The sequence below is a fragment of the Bradyrhizobium sp. UFLA05-109 genome (assembly GCF_054185165.1).
On record NZ_JBBIAR010000009.1, the window covers coordinates 25,768 to 42,152 of the forward strand.

General features: G+C 57.2%; 15 protein-coding genes and 2 pseudogenes. 9 read left to right on the forward strand and 8 right to left on the reverse strand.

Annotated elements, in window-relative coordinates:
• Nucleotides 1-24: 24 nt before the first annotated feature.
• The 5 genes from Q3C01_RS08355 (at nucleotide 25) to Q3C01_RS08375 (ending at nucleotide 5,213) form a co-directional block, all read left to right on the forward strand.
• A complete protein-coding gene (locus tag Q3C01_RS08355; RefSeq protein WP_458144847.1) occupies nucleotides 25-1,980 on the forward strand; it encodes a glycosyltransferase family 2 protein in 1,956 nt (651 codons plus the stop codon).
• A gap of 164 nt (nucleotides 1,981-2,144) precedes the next feature.
• Nucleotides 2,145-2,909 (forward strand): ABC transporter permease, encoded by a 765-nt coding sequence (locus tag Q3C01_RS08360; protein ID WP_458144848.1) that lies wholly within the window; start codon nucleotides 2,145-2,147, stop codon nucleotides 2,907-2,909.
• A 2-nt stretch (nucleotides 2,910-2,911) separates the two neighbouring features.
• On the forward strand, nucleotides 2,912-3,694 hold the full coding sequence (locus Q3C01_RS08365) for an ABC transporter ATP-binding protein (RefSeq protein ID WP_458144849.1): 783 nt from the start codon (nucleotides 2,912-2,914) through the stop codon (nucleotides 3,692-3,694).
• Between the two features lie 193 nt (nucleotides 3,695-3,887).
• Nucleotides 3,888-4,895, forward strand: a complete 1,008-nt coding sequence (locus tag Q3C01_RS08370) for a glycosyltransferase family 2 protein (protein ID WP_458144850.1) — start codon at nucleotides 3,888-3,890, stop codon at nucleotides 4,893-4,895.
• A 135-nt stretch (nucleotides 4,896-5,030) separates the two neighbouring features.
• A complete protein-coding gene (locus Q3C01_RS08375) occupies nucleotides 5,031-5,213 on the forward strand; it encodes a hypothetical protein (RefSeq protein ID WP_458144851.1) in 183 nt (60 codons plus the stop codon).
• 318 nt (nucleotides 5,214-5,531) lie between these two features.
• Here Q3C01_RS08375 and Q3C01_RS08380 read toward each other — a convergent pair whose 3' ends face one another.
• Complete coding sequence (locus Q3C01_RS08380) at nucleotides 5,532-6,305, reverse strand: autoinducer binding domain-containing protein (protein WP_458144852.1); 774 nt, start codon at nucleotides 6,303-6,305, stop codon at nucleotides 5,532-5,534.
• 90 nt (nucleotides 6,306-6,395) lie between these two features.
• Between Q3C01_RS08380 and Q3C01_RS08385 the strand changes: the two genes are divergently transcribed.
• The 3 genes from Q3C01_RS08385 to Q3C01_RS08395 are packed head-to-tail and all read left to right on the forward strand — an operon-like array spanning nucleotide 6,396 to nucleotide 8,709.
• Nucleotides 6,396-7,043 carry an acyl-homoserine-lactone synthase gene (locus Q3C01_RS08385; protein ID WP_458144853.1) on the forward strand — a complete coding sequence of 216 codons (648 nt, stop codon included), beginning with the start codon at nucleotides 6,396-6,398 and terminating at the stop codon, nucleotides 7,041-7,043.
• Nucleotides 7,003-8,292, forward strand: a complete 1,290-nt coding sequence (locus Q3C01_RS08390; RefSeq protein WP_458144854.1) for a cytochrome P450 — start codon at nucleotides 7,003-7,005, stop codon at nucleotides 8,290-8,292. The genes Q3C01_RS08385 and Q3C01_RS08390 overlap by 41 nt, the downstream gene beginning before the upstream one ends.
• 48 nt (nucleotides 8,293-8,340) lie before the next feature.
• Nucleotides 8,341-8,709, forward strand: coding sequence for a hypothetical protein (locus Q3C01_RS08395; RefSeq protein ID WP_458144855.1), 369 nt, complete (start codon nucleotides 8,341-8,343; stop codon nucleotides 8,707-8,709).
• Nucleotides 8,710-8,946: 237 nt separating this feature from the next.
• Here Q3C01_RS08395 and rfbC read toward each other — a convergent pair whose 3' ends face one another.
• The 7 genes and pseudogenes from rfbC to Q3C01_RS08430 all read right to left on the reverse strand — a co-directional run bounded on the left by rfbC (nucleotide 8,947) and on the right by Q3C01_RS08430 (nucleotide 15,227).
• Nucleotides 8,947-9,516, reverse strand: coding sequence for a dTDP-4-dehydrorhamnose 3,5-epimerase (gene rfbC / locus Q3C01_RS08400; RefSeq protein WP_458144856.1), 570 nt, complete (start codon nucleotides 9,514-9,516; stop codon nucleotides 8,947-8,949).
• 179 nt (nucleotides 9,517-9,695) lie between these two features.
• Nucleotides 9,696-10,667 carry a glycosyltransferase family 2 protein gene (locus Q3C01_RS08405; RefSeq protein WP_458144857.1) on the reverse strand — a complete coding sequence of 324 codons (972 nt, stop codon included), beginning with the start codon at nucleotides 10,665-10,667 and terminating at the stop codon, nucleotides 9,696-9,698.
• 166 nt (nucleotides 10,668-10,833) lie between these two features.
• Entirely contained in the window at nucleotides 10,834-11,466 is a 633-nt protein-coding gene (locus tag Q3C01_RS08410) for a helix-turn-helix transcriptional regulator (protein WP_458144858.1), read from the reverse strand.
• Nucleotides 11,467-11,934: 468 nt separating this feature from the next.
• Nucleotides 11,935-12,996: a DUF7146 domain-containing protein gene (locus tag Q3C01_RS08415; RefSeq protein WP_458144859.1), complete on the reverse strand. Its 1,062-nt coding sequence runs from the start codon at nucleotides 12,994-12,996 to the stop codon at nucleotides 11,935-11,937.
• Nucleotides 12,996-13,403, reverse strand: a pseudogene (locus Q3C01_RS08420) (strawberry notch-like NTP hydrolase domain-containing protein); the annotation flags it as partial. The gene Q3C01_RS08415 and the pseudogene Q3C01_RS08420, both read right to left, overlap by 1 nt.
• Nucleotides 13,404-13,688: pseudogene (locus tag Q3C01_RS08425) on the reverse strand (SAM-dependent methyltransferase); the annotation flags it as partial.
• A 345-nt stretch (nucleotides 13,689-14,033) separates the two neighbouring features.
• Nucleotides 14,034-15,227: a DUF932 domain-containing protein gene (locus Q3C01_RS08430; protein WP_458144860.1), complete on the reverse strand. Its 1,194-nt coding sequence runs from the start codon at nucleotides 15,225-15,227 to the stop codon at nucleotides 14,034-14,036.
• An 812-nt stretch (nucleotides 15,228-16,039) separates the two neighbouring features.
• Between Q3C01_RS08430 and Q3C01_RS08435 the strand changes: the two genes are divergently transcribed.
• Nucleotides 16,040-16,384 carry an ArsR/SmtB family transcription factor gene (locus Q3C01_RS08435; RefSeq protein ID WP_458144861.1) on the forward strand — a complete coding sequence of 115 codons (345 nt, stop codon included), beginning with the start codon at nucleotides 16,040-16,042 and terminating at the stop codon, nucleotides 16,382-16,384.
• The last annotated feature ends 1 nt before the right edge of the window (nucleotide 16,385 follow it).

Genomic DNA, 16,385 nt, shown 5'->3' on the forward strand with positions numbered 1-16,385 from the left:
TTGGGTCAGCACAGAGCACAAACAGTGTTCCACAAACTCGCTTCAGATGAACACCTCGACTATTTAAAGTCGCGCGCGCGTCGCTTGCCGAATTGGATACGCACGCCGCTCAAGCGGCTCTTCAGGGCTACGAATCAACTGCAAAATCGGCGATACCAGAACTGGGTGCAACAATATGACACCCTCAGTCCGTCAGATGTCGACGCAATCCGTCGGCATGTCGACCTCTTACGACACAAGCCCCTCTTGTCCGTCGTTATGCCGGTCTATAACCCGCCGACCTGGGCTCTCCGTGCCGCAATTGAAAGCGTTCGCGAGCAATTGTACCCTAACTGGGAGCTGTGCATCGCAGACGATGCATCGCCTGACCAGCATGTACAAGCCTTGCTGGAAGAGTCGACGAGAGATCCTCGCATCAAACTGGTGAGGCGAGCCGTTAACGGCAACATTTCGGCCGCCTCCAATTCTGCATTGTCGCTCGTTCAAGGCGAGTTCGTCGCCTTGATGGATCACGACGACGTACTGGCTTCCCACGCGCTTTATGAAGTTGCCGTGGCGCTCAATGACCGCTCCGATCTCGACATCATCTACAGCGATGAAGATCAGATCGATCGGCGAGGTCGGCGTCAGACTCCCTATTTTAAGACGGACTGGAACAAAGAACTGTTCTTGGGCCATAACCTCATTAGTCATTTGGGAGTCTATCGGCGCTCTCTCCTGGGGAGCGTTGGCGGATTTCGATTGGGCTTTGAGGGTAGTCAGGACTACGATCTCGCGTTGCGATGTGTTGAATCCAGCTCACCCGATCGAATTCACCACATTCCAACTGTGCTCTATCACTGGCGTCGTGATTTTGGAGCGAGCTCGTTCTCCGAGGCAACACCTGCGCGGTGTGCTCAAGCGGCTCGACGGGCCATCGACGAGCACCTGCAGAGAGGTCACGAGAGCGCCGTCGCGGAATCCCATCCCGTTTTTCCGCTTTGGGTGCGTGTGCGCCGAACGCCTCCAAGAAAGACGCCGAGCGTCACACTCATCGTCCCAACGCTCGCCGAAACGGACTTGCTTGACGGCCGCGCAAGAGACGTCCTTGAGCAGACCGACTATCCCGATATCGAGCTTCTTGTGGTCGACTGCGAAAGCCGGCCAACGCAACGCCAATCGCTGCTTCAAAGTCTCAAGGATGACCCCCGCGTTCGAACCCTCACGCACACCGGGCCGTTCAATTATTCCGCAATGATCAATATGGCGGCTCGCCAGGCAAACGGAGCAATACTCGGTTTGCTGAGTGAGGATATTGAGGTCATCGATCCGGCTTGGCTTTCCGAAATGGTCTCATGGGCCGTTCGAGACGACGTCGGGGCAGTTGGGGCGAAGCTGGTCTATTCGGATGGTCGAGTTCGACATGGGGGATTGGCGTTCGGGTTGCCTGGTATTGTTAATACCTTCAATTATCGGCTGCGGCGAGACGCGACCGGGTATTTCGGTCGGAACGCACTCGTTTCCGAAGTCTCAGCCGTCACTGGAGCCTGTCTTCTTGTACGAAGATCGGTGTACGAACAGGTTGGCGGACTAGATGAAATCAACCTGCCCGAGACCTTCAACGACGTTGACCTTTGCCTGAAAATTAGACGCTGCGGGTACCGGAACATCTGGACCCCGCATGCGGAGCTCTATCATCATCAATCTAGGCGCGATAACTCCGACGCGCATGAGGACAATTCGAAGGAATTGGGAAGCGAGGCCGCCTACATGCTCAAAACATGGAGGTTGGAGCTGTCGCGTGATCCCTTTCACAACGACAATCTTGCGAACGACGCGACAGCCTCCTTTGAACTGGCGTTTCCTCCGCGACGCCGAAAACCTTGGCAAGAACACCTAGCGGCCCGAGGTGATCATTCGGTGAGTGGACTCGCTCAGCAAAGAAACTCCAGTTCAAGCGCGCCTAGCATCCAGATCCACGGCCGCGAACCGACTGCATGATTGATGCAACCGACTTCAGACCTAAAGTCTTTGCAATTTTGAGACGACCTCAGTACGCCGCGAAGTAACCGAGCAAGCCAATGCATCCATTGTCCGCTGATCGAAGTCAGTTCGACGTCCGCCTCCCGGCAACGACGACCGCTCGAGGCTTTAAGAGTGCCCGCTTGGACCTCCTGGATGGCCTAACTCACTGGAGGCTTTGGGGGTCTTTGGGCTGGAACGAGATCGTCCAGCGGTATCGGCGCTCCGTTCTGGGCCCATTTTGGTTGACCGCCAGCATGGGCGTCATGGTCATCGCTATGGGCGTGGTCTATGCGGAGCTCTTTCAACAGGAAGTCGACCGATTTATTCCGTTCTTCTGCTCCGGCATGTTGGTCTGGACCTTGATGGCGAGCTATTTGACAGAGAGCGGGACGCTGTTCACCGGCTCTGAATCCTACATCAAGCAAATTAGCCTGCCTTTCTCGGTCTATGTTTTTCGTTTCAACTGGACGAAGTTGATCATTTTCGCGCACAATTTCGTCGTGTATTTCGGCGTCGTTATTTATTTCAGAACTTGGCCCGGATCAGTTGCCCTCTTAGCGATCGTTGGCCTCTTGGCCATTGTCGTGAATGGGATCTTTGCGAGCCTGACAATTGGAATGATCTCCGCGAGATTTCGCGACATTCCGCAAGTCATCAATTCGGTCGTCCAAATTCTGTTCTTTCTTACACCGATCTTTTGGCGGCCGGACTCGTTGAGGGGGCACGCTTTTATCACCCGATACAATCCGTTCTTTCATCTTCTGCAGGTGGCGCGCGCGCCGCTCCTGGGAGAGATGCCATCAGCAGAGAACTACTGCGCAGTCGGATTGATCACGGCCCTCAACATCGGCGTCTCAGTCTACCTGCTTTCGCGATTCCGTGGCCGAATCGCGTATTGGATTTAAGGATGGTTGCATCAGCCTTTGACAAGACGCCTCTGCTTGCGTTCGAGGATGTGAGCGTTTCCTTTCCTATCTACCAAACAGGTTCCCGCTCCCTCAAAAAGCATCTGTTGTTTCGTGGCACCGGTGGCCAGCTTGCGACAGATGCCAGTCATCGGATCGTCGTCGAGGCACTCAGAAACGTCTCTTTCCAATTGACCGCCGGTGATCGCATCGCTCTGATCGGGAGTAATGGCGCCGGCAAGACAACATTGCTTCGCGTCATGGCCGGAGTCTACCAACCGACAAGCGGGAACGTAACGTCCTGTGGCCGAATTTCACCTCTGTTTGATATCGCCTTGGGAATCGATGCTGACTTGAGCGGATATGACAACATCCGGCTGCGCGGCATGCTGCTTGGGCTAAGCTCGAGCCAGATCGAATCGTACATGGCAGACATCGGCGATTTTACCGGGCTCGGTGACTATCTGAGCATCCCGGTACGCACCTATTCATCCGGTATGATGACGCGATTGACGTTCGCCGTGGCAACCTGTTTCTCGCCGGAAATCCTATTGATGGATGAGTGGATCATGGCGGGTGATGCAGCGTTTCTCGCCAAAGCGCAGCGCCGTGTCGCTTCCTTCGTTGAACGAGCCAGCATCCTGGTGCTTGCATCTCATAGTTTCGAAATTTGTCGGCAGTGGTGCACGAAAGCCATCTGGATGGAGCGCGGTCAGATCCGGATGTCTGGCGAAATTGAGACTGTCCTACAAGCATACTCTGAGATCTGTGCCGGCGGTCCTTGATCGCTTGCCATTTGCAAGGCGACGAGTCTCGAGATGGCACAATGCCCACAAACGCTTCGCGCCGGGATGGTCTCTGATTGAAAACTATGCCGGCACCAAGACTTGTCGCCAACTTCTTCGGCACTCGGATTGCACATATTCAACACCTTTAGATTAGACCCCCTTCACTGCAGATTGACAACTAGGAGCTCCCATGGGCACGTCCGATGATCTCTCGATCGTGGCTATTATTCCGATGTACAATGGCGCCACGTTCATTAAAGAATCTGTCGCGAGCGTTCTAGCTCAGACCCTTCCCGCGAGCGAGGTTCTGGTTGTGGACGACGGCTCAACCGATGATGGAGCGGCCATCGTCGCGAGCATGGCGATGATACATCCGAAGATCAGGCTGCTTCGCAAGCTGAACGGCGGCCAATCGTCTGCTCGAAATTTTGGCGTTTTGCACTCTAAAAGCCGTCTGATTGCCCTGCTTGATCAGGATGATGTCTGGCATCCTCATCACCTCGAGAGGCTGTCCAAGCCATTCCAAAAGAAGCGCGGAATTCCGCTTGGCTGGGTCTACAGCAATCTTGATGAAATCGATGAAAGCGGCGGAATGGTCACAAAGCGCTATTTGGATCGGGTGCCCGCTCAACACCCGAAACAAAGCCTAATCGAGTGTCTGGCCAGGGACATGTTCATCCTGCCATCAGCCTCACTCATCTCGCGCCGAGCATTCGAGGCCGTCGGTGGATTTGATGAAAGGCTCTCCGGCTATGAGGACGATGATCTATTTCTGCGGCTGTTTCGGGCTGGATACGATCACGTCTATCTTGACGAACCTCTTTCGAAATGGCGCATTTATCCAGGCTCGACATCGTATAGTCCGCGAATGGCGAGGTCGCGTATGATCTACGCATACAAGCTTGCAAGGACCTTTCCCGACAATCCTCGTCAGAATCGATATTTCGTACGTGACCTGATCGCGCCGCGGTTCTACGCAAACCTGCACGGCGAATACGTAACGGCTGTTCGCCGCGGTGACCGCGAGGCAATTGACCGCGTCCTTACCGACATCGGAGCTATCCTGCCGCACTTGAGAAAGCGACATGCCTTGATGTTTCGTTCGATGGGCACTTTGCTCCGCGATCCAACGATCGGCTACGTGGGTGTCGGCATCAGGCATTGCCTTACAGGACTAATCCGGGCTCGCCTTTCGTGAGGTGAGACGCGATGATCGTCCTATCCGGGGAGATCAAGGTCGAACCATTGAGCGACAATCCGTTCGTCTGCAGGCCAAAGTCGAGCTCAGTCGAGACAGTAAGCGCAATGCGAATACGAGAGTTGCTCGATATCGATGATCGAGCCGGACGCGTTTTCCTTTTTGCTGATCCCAATTCATGAGCTTAAAGCGACTCAATCGCGTACTGAAATGGTGTCTGAAAATCTGCCAATGCCGCGAAGCCAAACGGTCCTTGGCAAGGTTTTAAAGAAAAGCGTCGCTTTGCGACGCTTCCATCTTCATGAGCCGCGCCGCTAGTAAGCTTCATCTTTCCGCAAAATCGATGCAGAAAGACGGCGCGATTCGCTGAAGAATCGGCGAAATAGCGCGCGACAACATTATGCCATGAAGAAATTCATGCCGGATGCTGCCCGGATGAAACGCATTCCACCGCGAACTAGGGTGCAGGTTGTCGCCTGTCTCGGCGGCTTTTTGATCTGTCACCTTGCTAAGAAAACAACGCCTTGAGAGGCGCCGTGCAAGCAATCTAACTGAAAACTCGCTGCTTCCAGCGCCGTTCGTCTTTTCCGCGCGTCTGCCACCGAGTAGCCAAATGGCCGTAACAGCCTTGGCCGTTCAAATGTCAATCAAACCTCGGTAGACCGCCTGCACCGTGGCCTGCGTCTTGTTGGTGGCTCCGAGCTTGATCATCGCGCTCTTAACGTGAGCTTCCACAGTTTTGCGGCTCACGCTCAATATGACAGCTGTCTCGTCCGAAGTTTTTCCCATTCCAGCCCACTTGAGCACTTCCTTCTCCCGGTCGGTCAAAGCGCAGACCTGGACTACTGCAAATTGATCCGTCCTTGTCGAGGTCTTGATTTCGATCGCGTGCAGATCCACGATTTTCTGGGCGAGATAGAGCAGAATCACGTGCAGCTGGAGTCCGTTGTGCCTCAGGTTCGCGAAGAACCCTTCTAGGGGATTCTTCCAGAACAACGCACAAACACTGGAATAACGACGGCCAAGCGGATCATTGTAGTGAACCGGTATGGTCAGCCCCTCCTTGATACCGAAATCGCGCGCGGCCTGCATGGTCTTGACCGCGCCTGGCTTGCGCTTGCCCGTCACGGGCGGAAGCCGCACGCTTCCCCAATGAAAGGGTAGATTTGTCCGGCGGGCCATGGCCAGGCAAGGATCGGTATTGATGAAGTTTTCTGACCGATAGGTATTGATCCAGGCGGGCGTGTGAGTGGAGACGAGGAGCGGTTGGTCCTCCCAGGGATGCGATGCGTCCATGAATCCGAAGGTACTAAAGCCGTAATCTTCAATGATGCGCTGAAAAACTGCGCGAATCTCCACGATCGAGGCGCAATTCTCCAACGCGTCCAAATCCTGCTCCAGAGCGCCCATCCCCAAACCCTAGGAAAATTCCTAATTTCAAAATCAACGGCGATCCCATCATTTTCCCGAAGCTGATGCAAGGCCATGGGGAGCCGGGAAGTGCAGCAACCGCGATACACGGCGACGTTCTTCTCCACTGCGACACGTCCAGACCTCGCCGAGATTTTGTTTCGACTGCGCTACCGACTCTTTGTGCGCGAGTTGGGCTGGTCGTTACCGGCGGATGGGGGACGTGAACGGGATCAGTTTGACACAGACGACGCCGTCTACTGCGGCTTGTCCTTGGAAGGGGAAATGATCGGTTGCTTTCGCGCCATCAGTTGCGATCGGCCATATCTAGCACAAACCATATTTTCGCATATGGCCACACACAGGCCTTTCCCGGCGGGCGCAGGCTACGTCGAGATCAGCCGGTTCGGTGTTCGGGCCGGCCACCGGCAGGCCAGCACTGTGCTCTACAGCCTCCTGATACGATTTGCGTTGGCCCGTAACGCGCTCGCCCTGGTTGCGTTGGCAGAGCTGGCTCACGAAAGGCTGCTCAATCGGATCGGCCTTTCCACGTCGCGCTACGGTCGTGCGCAAATTGTCGGTTTTCGCGACGATGGTACATGGATTCTCGCCGTCGCCGGAGAAATCCCCATTCCTCAAGAGCTTTCGCCTGCTTTCCGTGCGCTTCTTGCACTCACGCAATTTCTGGAGATTAGCGATGAAGCATCTATTTTCGGATGTGAACGCCTTTCGGCGTGATCCTTTGGCCTTATTCAAGGAGCGCAGCGCCACTGGAGCCGCACCTCTTGTTCGGCTCAATCTTGGTCCCTCGCCGGTTTACCTTGTCACCGACGCGGCGGTGGCCAAGGCCGTACTGCGAGCGGACGAAACAGTGATCGACAAGGGACGGCTGGTCCACAAGCTCCGGACCGTCATTGGCACCAGCTCGATTACGTTGAGCGGTGCTGAGCATCAACGACGTCGGGCGATCATTCATCAGCACCTGGCACGCGGCATCATGAACGATTTCGTACCGCAGATCACGAGCTTGATCCGACGACAGGCATCGCTTCTAGTTCGTGAGCCCTGTTTCGATGCCCACGAAGTCACCGCGCCGCTTGCCCTTCGAATGATCGTCGCCCTGCTGTTCGGTCACGGCGCTCTGACATCAGCGGATGAATCCGCCTTGATGGAAGCGGTGCATGTGGCGGAAGAGGAAATGGCCGATAGCCTTTTTCGCGTCTTACCGCGAACGCCCTGGCGTAGCTTCTCGAAGCGTCGACAATTACGAAGAAGCCGGGCCATCATGGCTGAGGTCGTGGACCGCGTGCGCAATAGAGCTGGGGATGGCACCTTGGTTCAGGCCTTGCATGGGCTCAATCTATCTCCTGACGATATGCGTGATGAAATCCTGTTGCTGTTGCTTGCCGGCCATCACACCACCGGGAATGCGGCTGCCTGGTTGCTCTACTATCTCGCAACGGAGCCGGGTCTCGCAGAGCGCCTTGCCAATGAAGCGCAACCGATGATGGACGACTTCGGAGAGATCGATCCGCTGAGATTGCCGAAAGCCGAGATCAGCCTTCACGTCGCACGCGAGGTGCTCCGTCTCTATCCACCATTCTATTGGTTTTCGCGGGAAGTACGGATACCGCAGAACCTGGGCGGATTGCATTTGAGGCGCGGGACGTCTCTCATCATTAGCCCGTGGCAACTGCAACGCGACGAGCGTTATTGGGCCGATCCAGCCAGGTTCCGGCTTAACCGTGCCTATAACACGCCAGCTTTCATGCCGTTCGGATTGGGGCCGCGCGCCTGTGTTGGCATCGGTCTGGGGTTACTCGAACTCCAATTGTTGGCGCTCGAATTATCGGCCTCGAGCAGCCTGGAGATCTTGTCCGATGTTCCGGCGGGAAAGCCTATGCCTCAGATTACCTTGTTGCCGCCGCGTATCGAGCTGCAATTGCGGCCTCGTGCCCAGGCAAGGAAAAGACAGCATGTGGCATAGGCAGGCGAAAATCAGCTTGTTAAATTCATCCGGCCGCTGCGATCAGCGTTGTGGATATTGCTCGACCAACTCGATTATTTCGCGGCGCTGCGCGGGAGAAAGTTTGATGAACATCCTCAGCAGTCGCAGACTCTCGATGGTCTCGCGCGACACAGATCGTCCCTCCTGGGACCGAAGAAATTCGGCAAGGCGGGAATCGGTCATTCTGGTTCCTTCAAAATGGAAACTACGATGAGACAGCAAACGAACATTGAGCAGCTTTGCAGAAGACTTGACGAGGCTATCATTTGTGCAGAGGAGGCCGGCCTGAGCTTCGTCGTCATGATCCTGGATATGGCTCGCCTTGAAGTTGATCAATCGGCCAGAAGCAACGTGATCACTATGCCAACTTCCAGGACGTTGGACAAGCGGCCGTAGTCACGTCCCCCTCCGAATTCTCGTCCCAGCCGAACCCGGCCGGGCTTCTAAACAAGTAGCCAAGGACCTGCGGATTCGGCGGGTGCGCAAAGGGCGAAGAAGAGGAGCATAATTCTCCTATCGCACCAGAAGTATTTGTCATCCCAGGGGGCGGCAATTATCTCTCGGCAGCTATCGCTGGAAAATGCCTGGTTGCCGGCTCAAAGGCAAAGGCTGGAGCCCATGTCAAACACAAGGTCATCTCGTTTCCGAGCATAGATTTGTCAAGTCTCTAAGGCGCGGATACCGGCTGTCCTTGTCCGAAAGAACCGCACTCGCAAGAGGTAGCGGCCAATCGATACCGAGGTCGGGATCGCTCCAGAGAATGCCCTTATCGCAGTCTGGTGCGTAATAATCGGTGACCTTGTAAAGGACCTCCGTATTCTCTTCGAGAGTCATGAAGCCGTGCGCGAAGCCTGCAGGCACCAGAAGCTGGCTCCATGTCTCCGCCGAAATCACAGCACTCACATGCTGGCCGTAGGTCGGTGAGTTGTCACGTATATCGACGGCAACATCAAAGATGACGCCGCGTACTACGCGCACAAGCTTTGCTTGCGCGCGCGGCGGGATCTGAAAATGTAGCCCGCGCACGGTACCTGTCGCAGCCGAGAACGAGTGGTTGTCCTGCACGAAGTCAAGATCAAGACCAGCTTCCCGGAAGGCGCGCTTATTCCAGGTCTCAGAAAAGAAACCGCGATGATCGCCGAATTTCGGTGACCGGATGAGTTTTACCTCCGCGATGGCAAGAGACTGGATTTCGACTGTCATGTGATTCCCTTTCAATGGTGTTGGATACGACCGCGGTCTTCACCATCGAGCGTGTGAGCGCTGCGAAGAGCAACTGATCGCGAGTGGGCACACCGATCAGATACGAGCGAAACGGCTTCGAGGTGATGGCCGAACAAGATTGGGCTGCAAGCGTCTGGGCCCACGTCGGAAGCAGATCATCAAATCTTGTTTGCAATCACAGCCAACAGCATCGCGAGATTTGCGAGCGGCGTCTGCCGGTAAACTCCGGTCCGCCAGAAGTTCCATAAGCGTCGCGGAAGGTTGTCCGCCAGGCGCATCTCAACGAATTTCTCGAGAACACCCATGTTCTCCTCTGTCATGCGGTGTGACAGGTGGTGCTTCAGCACCCTGACATTGAGGGAATTCCAGCCTCGCCACTGACCCGCGAGGATCTTCTTCGCGCGATGAACGGCGGCTTGAAAACCCAGATTTGACCCAACCAAGTTGTCCCGATGCTGACGATACTTTAGCGAAGGAGTCTGATCATAGAAGACGATCCCGCCTGCTGCAGAGACCGTAAGATAAGTCATCCAGTCATGAGCGACGACGACCTCATCCGGCACATGCCGGAGCAGATCGCCGGCGAGCCGATTGAATACCATAGTGTTTCCCCCGCCGACATTTTGGACAAGCGCATTTCGAAAGCTCGGAGGACGTTTGAATGCGGTCGAATATCCAAGATGGCGCCCTGCTTCATCAATCAGTTCAGTCCGCGAACAGTATAGAGCGGGCTGGTGGCGCGGCACAGTGCGCAGCATATTGATCGCGCGGCCGAGCTTTTCGGCATACCAAATGTCATCCTGGTCGCTGAATGCGAAATAATCCGCTTCAATTTTGCCACCGCACAACAAACTTAAGAAGTTGGCCGCAGCTCCCGTGCGAGGACCACAGCGCATGGTCACTTCCTGCGGCACGCCGCCCGCGAACTCTTGAATGATCTCGCGGGTTCTATCGCTGGATCCGTCATCCGAGACATGGACGGACCAGTTGGGGTGTGTCTGCTCGGCATATGATTGGAGTTGTTCGGACAGGAAACGTGCGCCGTTCCTGACAGCAAGCAGGATAGCGACGTGCGGGCTGTACGTGTTTCGGTCGCTTGCAACAGCGAGAGCCGGTCGACCGTCTCTCATAAAGGCGCCCCACCTGCGATCATCCGACGCCGGAATTGATCTCTCAACGGAACTGCCATTAAAGCGGGGCATAAACCTCCCCGAACGCAGCTTATTCTCTGTCCATGAGATCGCCGATACACATGCGGACCCGCAAGGTGCAATCTCCCGCCCATCGTTCGCAGCATTATCGAAGGCGGGACAACAGCGAGATCAATTCGCCCTGTCGCTTGGTCGCGGTCCGCACAAAAACGGCCTTGAGATGATTGCGAGCTGTTCCCGCAGAAATGTTCATTTCGCGGGCGATTTCCTTTAGCGATTTTCCCATGACCAGGAGCCGTGCAAGATTTGCTTGAGCGCGAGTCAAGCCGAAGATCTCCTTAAGAGAGATTTGAGAAATGACAGGCATCTCATTCAGGTCGGTCAAGAGAAGAAGAGCGCCAGTGTCACAGGACGAGCTTTTGCAGGTCCAATCTTGCCAGATGGCTTCGATAACGATCGGCCGACGTTCCGAGCGATGGACTACGACTTGCGAGGCGAAAATCTCTTGCGAGTCGGACGCCAACCGGACCCGATTGAGCAACTCCTCCAATTTGATGCGCGATTGGTGATCGGTGACATAAAGACGCCGAGCCCGCACGAAGAGTTCGTCGTCGAAGAGCTTTGAAGCCTTGGCGCTCACAGCAACCACAGAGTTATCTCGATCCATCCAAATGGCCGGACAGTTGATGACGTCGAGCACGCTGACGATGCTCGAATATTCCTCCGGGTCCGTCAAGGATTGGCGGAACGCGGCTCTTCCTGCGCACAAATCAAGCATTTCAACTCTACGCGTCGTTGGTCATGAGCTAAGTCTCTCAGATTGCCTACAACCTGACGTAAGGTACGGTTCAAGTGAATTCCGACAATTAGCTGAGCCCCGTCCGAATTTGCGGCCTGACGAGAATAAAGTTTCCCATTCGCGACCCGAAATCCGGAACTACCACGCGGATGTCACGTTTCTCCCCTCGCTCCGTTCTCTGCCTCACCAAGTCCGAGAGAGTTTGCGGCGCCTGAGGCAAGGCGACTTCACGATAGTAGCAGCACGGACGAAACCCCAGCGCGCCCGCATTGGGGACAGTCCTGATGCCGCGATTGCACAGGTCTCGACGAGCGCCCAGCGGATCGGCTGCGACATTCGAAGAGCAGCGCCCTGGAGCGGGCTCCGGTCCGCTGAGCCGGACGAACATCGACCGGCCGAGCGTTGATAATATGATGGCGTCAACGCCATCACTTACTCGAGATGCGTTCAAGTGCCTTGATCGTAACCGGGGCGAAGGAAGCGCGCGACGTCCTGCTGCGTAAACTGGAGCCGCAAGGCCGAGCGCAGTTCACCGAGGCCGAATGTTTGCAGGTCTTCGTTGAAGTCTGAAAGCCGCGGCGATAAGGCAATCGCCTCGATACCGGCCTCCATGGCGCGCTCGGTCAGGGCCGCTACCGCGAAATCGCCGGCCGCATCGGCATCGCGTGCAATGTAGAGTCGGCGTAGCGCCAGCGGAAGCAGCAGTTCGGCAAGGTGGTTTGCGGAAAGCGCAGCAGCCACTGGCATCGTCGGAGCCGCGCAGCGGAGCGAGAGCATCGTCTCGATCCCCTCTCCCGCCGTAAGCACCTCATCGGAGGCACCAAAGCGGACCGCGTTACCGAGAAGATCGCCCATGGCACGTCGCGGCGTTGCGATCGGCGCTTTTCCGAGGCGCACGCGATCGAAGCCGTCAGGATCAAGCCAGGTGCGATGCACGCCAGTAGTGCGACCATTTAGATCCGTAACGCGAGCGATCAATGCCGGCCAGATCTCTGTTTCGGTGTCCTCATCGGTTCGGTAGTAGCAGTGCGGGTGGAAGCGCAGCTCACCATCGATGCACAAAGGTGCAATGCCTCGACCCTGCAAATAGGCCTCGGCGAGAGTTCCGGCGAGCGGCTGCGACACGGCGAATAGGCGCACGGCCGCCTCGGGCGAACCGGCCAGCACTTTATTGTGCGCAAGCTGAGAAGATGGCGCGGGGTTCGCGCGAGGCAAGTTGAGAAAACGCCGTGCCTCCCCCGCAACGTCACGGAAGTCAACCAGCCCGCAGCTTTCGCGGATGATATCGAGCAGGTCGCCATGCTCACCCGTTGCCGCGTCGGTCCATTTGCCGGCTGGCCCCTTGTGAGAGGCTATCAGTCGCACGAACATCGAGCGCCCGGGCGTGTTGCGGGCATCACCGACCATCCAGTAGCGACCTTGACGCCGGCCGTTGGAGAGATAGTAGCGGCACACAGCCTCGGCCTCCCGCGCGAGACGATGTGCCAATTCGGAAAGCTGGCGTCCCATCACGCGGCCTCTCGTTCGCTGACCCGCGTGAGTCGATAGCGCTCCAGCATCGGAGCAAGGATCCCAGGGCCGGTCGCATTTGCTGGCATGAACATGCACAGCTTCCAGGAGGTGATTTCGTGGAAAAGGCCGTAAGCCTTGAGAGGACCCAGCATCGTGTTCTTGAACCCGGAGAGTTCAATGCGGTTGGCACTCATCACTACGCCGCGGAGCTGAAGGCCTTCGGCGAGCTCGAAAATGGTCTTCCCCGCGTGGCTCTCCTTGACGATCATTCGGTCGAAGTCGGAGCTCAACCATTCAATGATCTGCTTTACACGCGAAAGCTTTTCGCCGCGTTCGTCGGTGCGCAGCGTAGCGTAGGTGGTAAATAGGACGCCTTCCAAAAGGCGGATCGAGGTGTTCTCTCTCGAACCAGCCTTGGTGCGCCTGGCCGGATCAAACTTGCGAAGAAACAGGACAATCGCCGCCTCGCAAGCGTCATAGGCGGTCTTCCAGGTCCAGGCACCGTCTGCGTCCGAAGCGCCAAAGCCAGCCTCCACGGCGCTGCGCAGGATACCGGCATCGATGCGACGGTCGCGTTCCAGGTCCGTCAAGAGCTGCCGCGCAGCCCTGACGACAGCGGAGGTGATATTTGCGGCGGCACGCATCGATAGCGGCGCGGCGAGAGCGCCGCCGGCGAGAGATTCGGTCATGGCAGGATTTCTTTCGGAGAGCAGGAGCGGGTCGAGCCGGCTGGCGCTCTCTCTGGACCAGGCCGGCTCAAATCCGTTCAGGCCGCCCTCTCGCCCTTATCACGCGGCCGTCCTCACGCCGCGCAAGGAGGCGATACGCGCCTCCCGCTTCGCGTTCGCAAACTGCAACAACGGATCGCGCTGCACGCAACCGCGAGTTTGTCGACGGGCCACCGCCCAAAGAGCCGTCGCGGGATTGTCGGCCCGCGACGGCATCGCATTCCAGGGCAGCACAACCGAATTCGCGCATCGGAAAGCGCAGATGCACCGATCTTTAAGACCCGAAAATCTGCGGCATCGCGGGAGTCACGCCGCCCGGTCGAGCAACTTCTTGGCCTTGGCCTCCATGTCCAGGCGGGCATCCTGATGTGGCTTGTCGCGCGCGACGGCGGTGATGCCCTGCACAAAATCAAAGATGCTTTCAGGCGGGCGGCCTTCCTCCGCCAGCACCGCGTCGATCACCTTGCCTGTCTCGGTTTTGGAGAAGCCGCGTCGACGCAGAAACTCAGTGCGATCCTCGTCGCTGCGTGCCACGATCCGCTCGCGGGCGGTCTTGATACCATTGACGAATGGCATTGGTGAGGAGTTGGCGAAGTTCAGCAGCGCCGGAGCAGCCTCGTGAGCAAAGCGGGAGGCTGCGTACTTAGAATGGCGGATCGTGATCTCCTCGAAATCCTCCACGCCCCACAAATTACGATTTTGGCAAACTGCACGGAGATAGAAGCTCGCCATGCCGAGCGTCTTCGCGCCGACTTCCGAGTTCCAGCAATAGAAGCCGCGGAAATACAGATCAGGCGAGCCGTCCTGGAGACGACCAGCTTCGATCGGGTTCAGATCATCGACGAGGAAAAGGAAGACGTCCCTGTCCGATGCATAGAGGGTGGTCGTGTCCTCGGAAATGTCGACGCGGGGATTGTAGATTCCGGTTGACCAGTCGAGCACACCTGGCACCTTCCACCGCGTATCGCCCGTGCCATTGCCGGCGATGCGCTGCACGGCCTCGACCAACTCGTGGTCATAAATCCGCCCGTAGTCGGGGCCGGTGACGGCGCGCAGCTCAACGCGACTATCCTCGGTCTCGAGCGTCTTGATCTGTTCGACGCGATTGGAAGTCAGACCATATTGCAAGTTGACGCCTGCGAGTGCCGCGGGGAGTTGTCGTAGGTAAGCGGCTGGAGCGCCAACTTGGCTTGCAAGCTGGCCGAAGCTCCAGTGGGTCGGCGCGACTGGCTTGTCCGAGCCGGGTAGCATCAGTGCCAAGCGCTCGGGGTCGGTACGGCTTGCTTCCACATGGATGAGCGCGCTTTCGACCACGCGCGTCCTGCTGCGGTCCGTACGCTCACGCACCGTGCGGGCCAATTCGTTGAGCGAGAGATAACGCTCATCCGCGGGGCGGGAAAACCACTCCGAGGATACCCGACCGACGCGCTCGCCGCGACTCACATCCACTCTGTAGCCACCGCTTGTATCGCGGTGGGCATCAAGAACCTGCGTATTCATGGGGGCAATCTCCATGACGGGCGCCGGAAGTCTCTCCTCCGGCCCTCAACCCGTCACGGCCAAAGCCGCTCCACTCTTCCTCTCCTGCTGCGTCAATCGCCGAAGCCTATGAAATTCCGCTGGGACCGTAGCTTCCGTCAGATGGGTAATCCGTCTCGTTCCCCTCGCTATCCTGAACCGGGGCTGATTCGGAGCTCAGAAGGAGACGCGTGATGGCTCTATTCGTTGGACTAGATGTGTCCTTGAAAACCACCTCCATTTGCGTTGTTGAAGCAAATGGCTGGCCGGTATGGGAAGGGAATACAAAGTGAGCCAACGATGCTGATAAGGGCATTTACGAGACCGCGTACTGTCTTCTGCGAATTAAAAAGAAATGATCGGTGCTTCGAGGGCAGGGCGTCAGTCTTTCCAAACGCGCCGGCGCAAAGAAGGCGTGGGTAGCGATCTGCTCGGCTAAGGACGTGGGGGAAGGCGAGTCCGTTTCTCCTTATGCAACGCTCGCGTGAAGCACGCGCTGTCAGCTTGGACGGCCCAACCTCGCCGGCCCCCATCATGGAGCGTCCCATCGAGCCTGCTCCGGACAGAAGCGCGGGCCAGGCAGACGCAGGCGAGTTGCGGTGACTCTTTTCCGCGACAACGATCGCTACCCGAATGGGTGAGACGCCGTGGCGTTTCCCGGTTGCCGACTTTTGGGCGGCGACTTAAGCGTGGCCCGACCCGGAGGGAGGGAGTCGCCAAATTCAAGCCGGACGCGCCCAAAATGATCATTGAAACAGTTGACGAGAGAGCGTCATTTCGATATTCGTTGAATTATGGAAACGACAAACGCGGTCGCGGCCCTTGCCGCACTCGCCCAGGACAATCGGCTCGATGTGTTTCGCCTGCTGGTTCAGGCAGGTCCGGAGGGCATGCCGGCCGGTGCGGTTGCAGAGGCGCTCGATCTGGCGCCCAATACCCTGACCTTTCATTTCGACCGGTTGCGCATGGCTGGCCTCGTAAGCGTTCGTCGCGAAGGCCGCTCGATGATCTATGCGGCGCGGTTCGAGACCATGAACGCATTGCTCGGCTTTCTCACGGAGAACTGCTGCGGCGGCGCTCCTTGCACGCCTGCTGCCACCTGCAAACCCACCCGCAAACGTACCAAACTGTTGGCCTGAA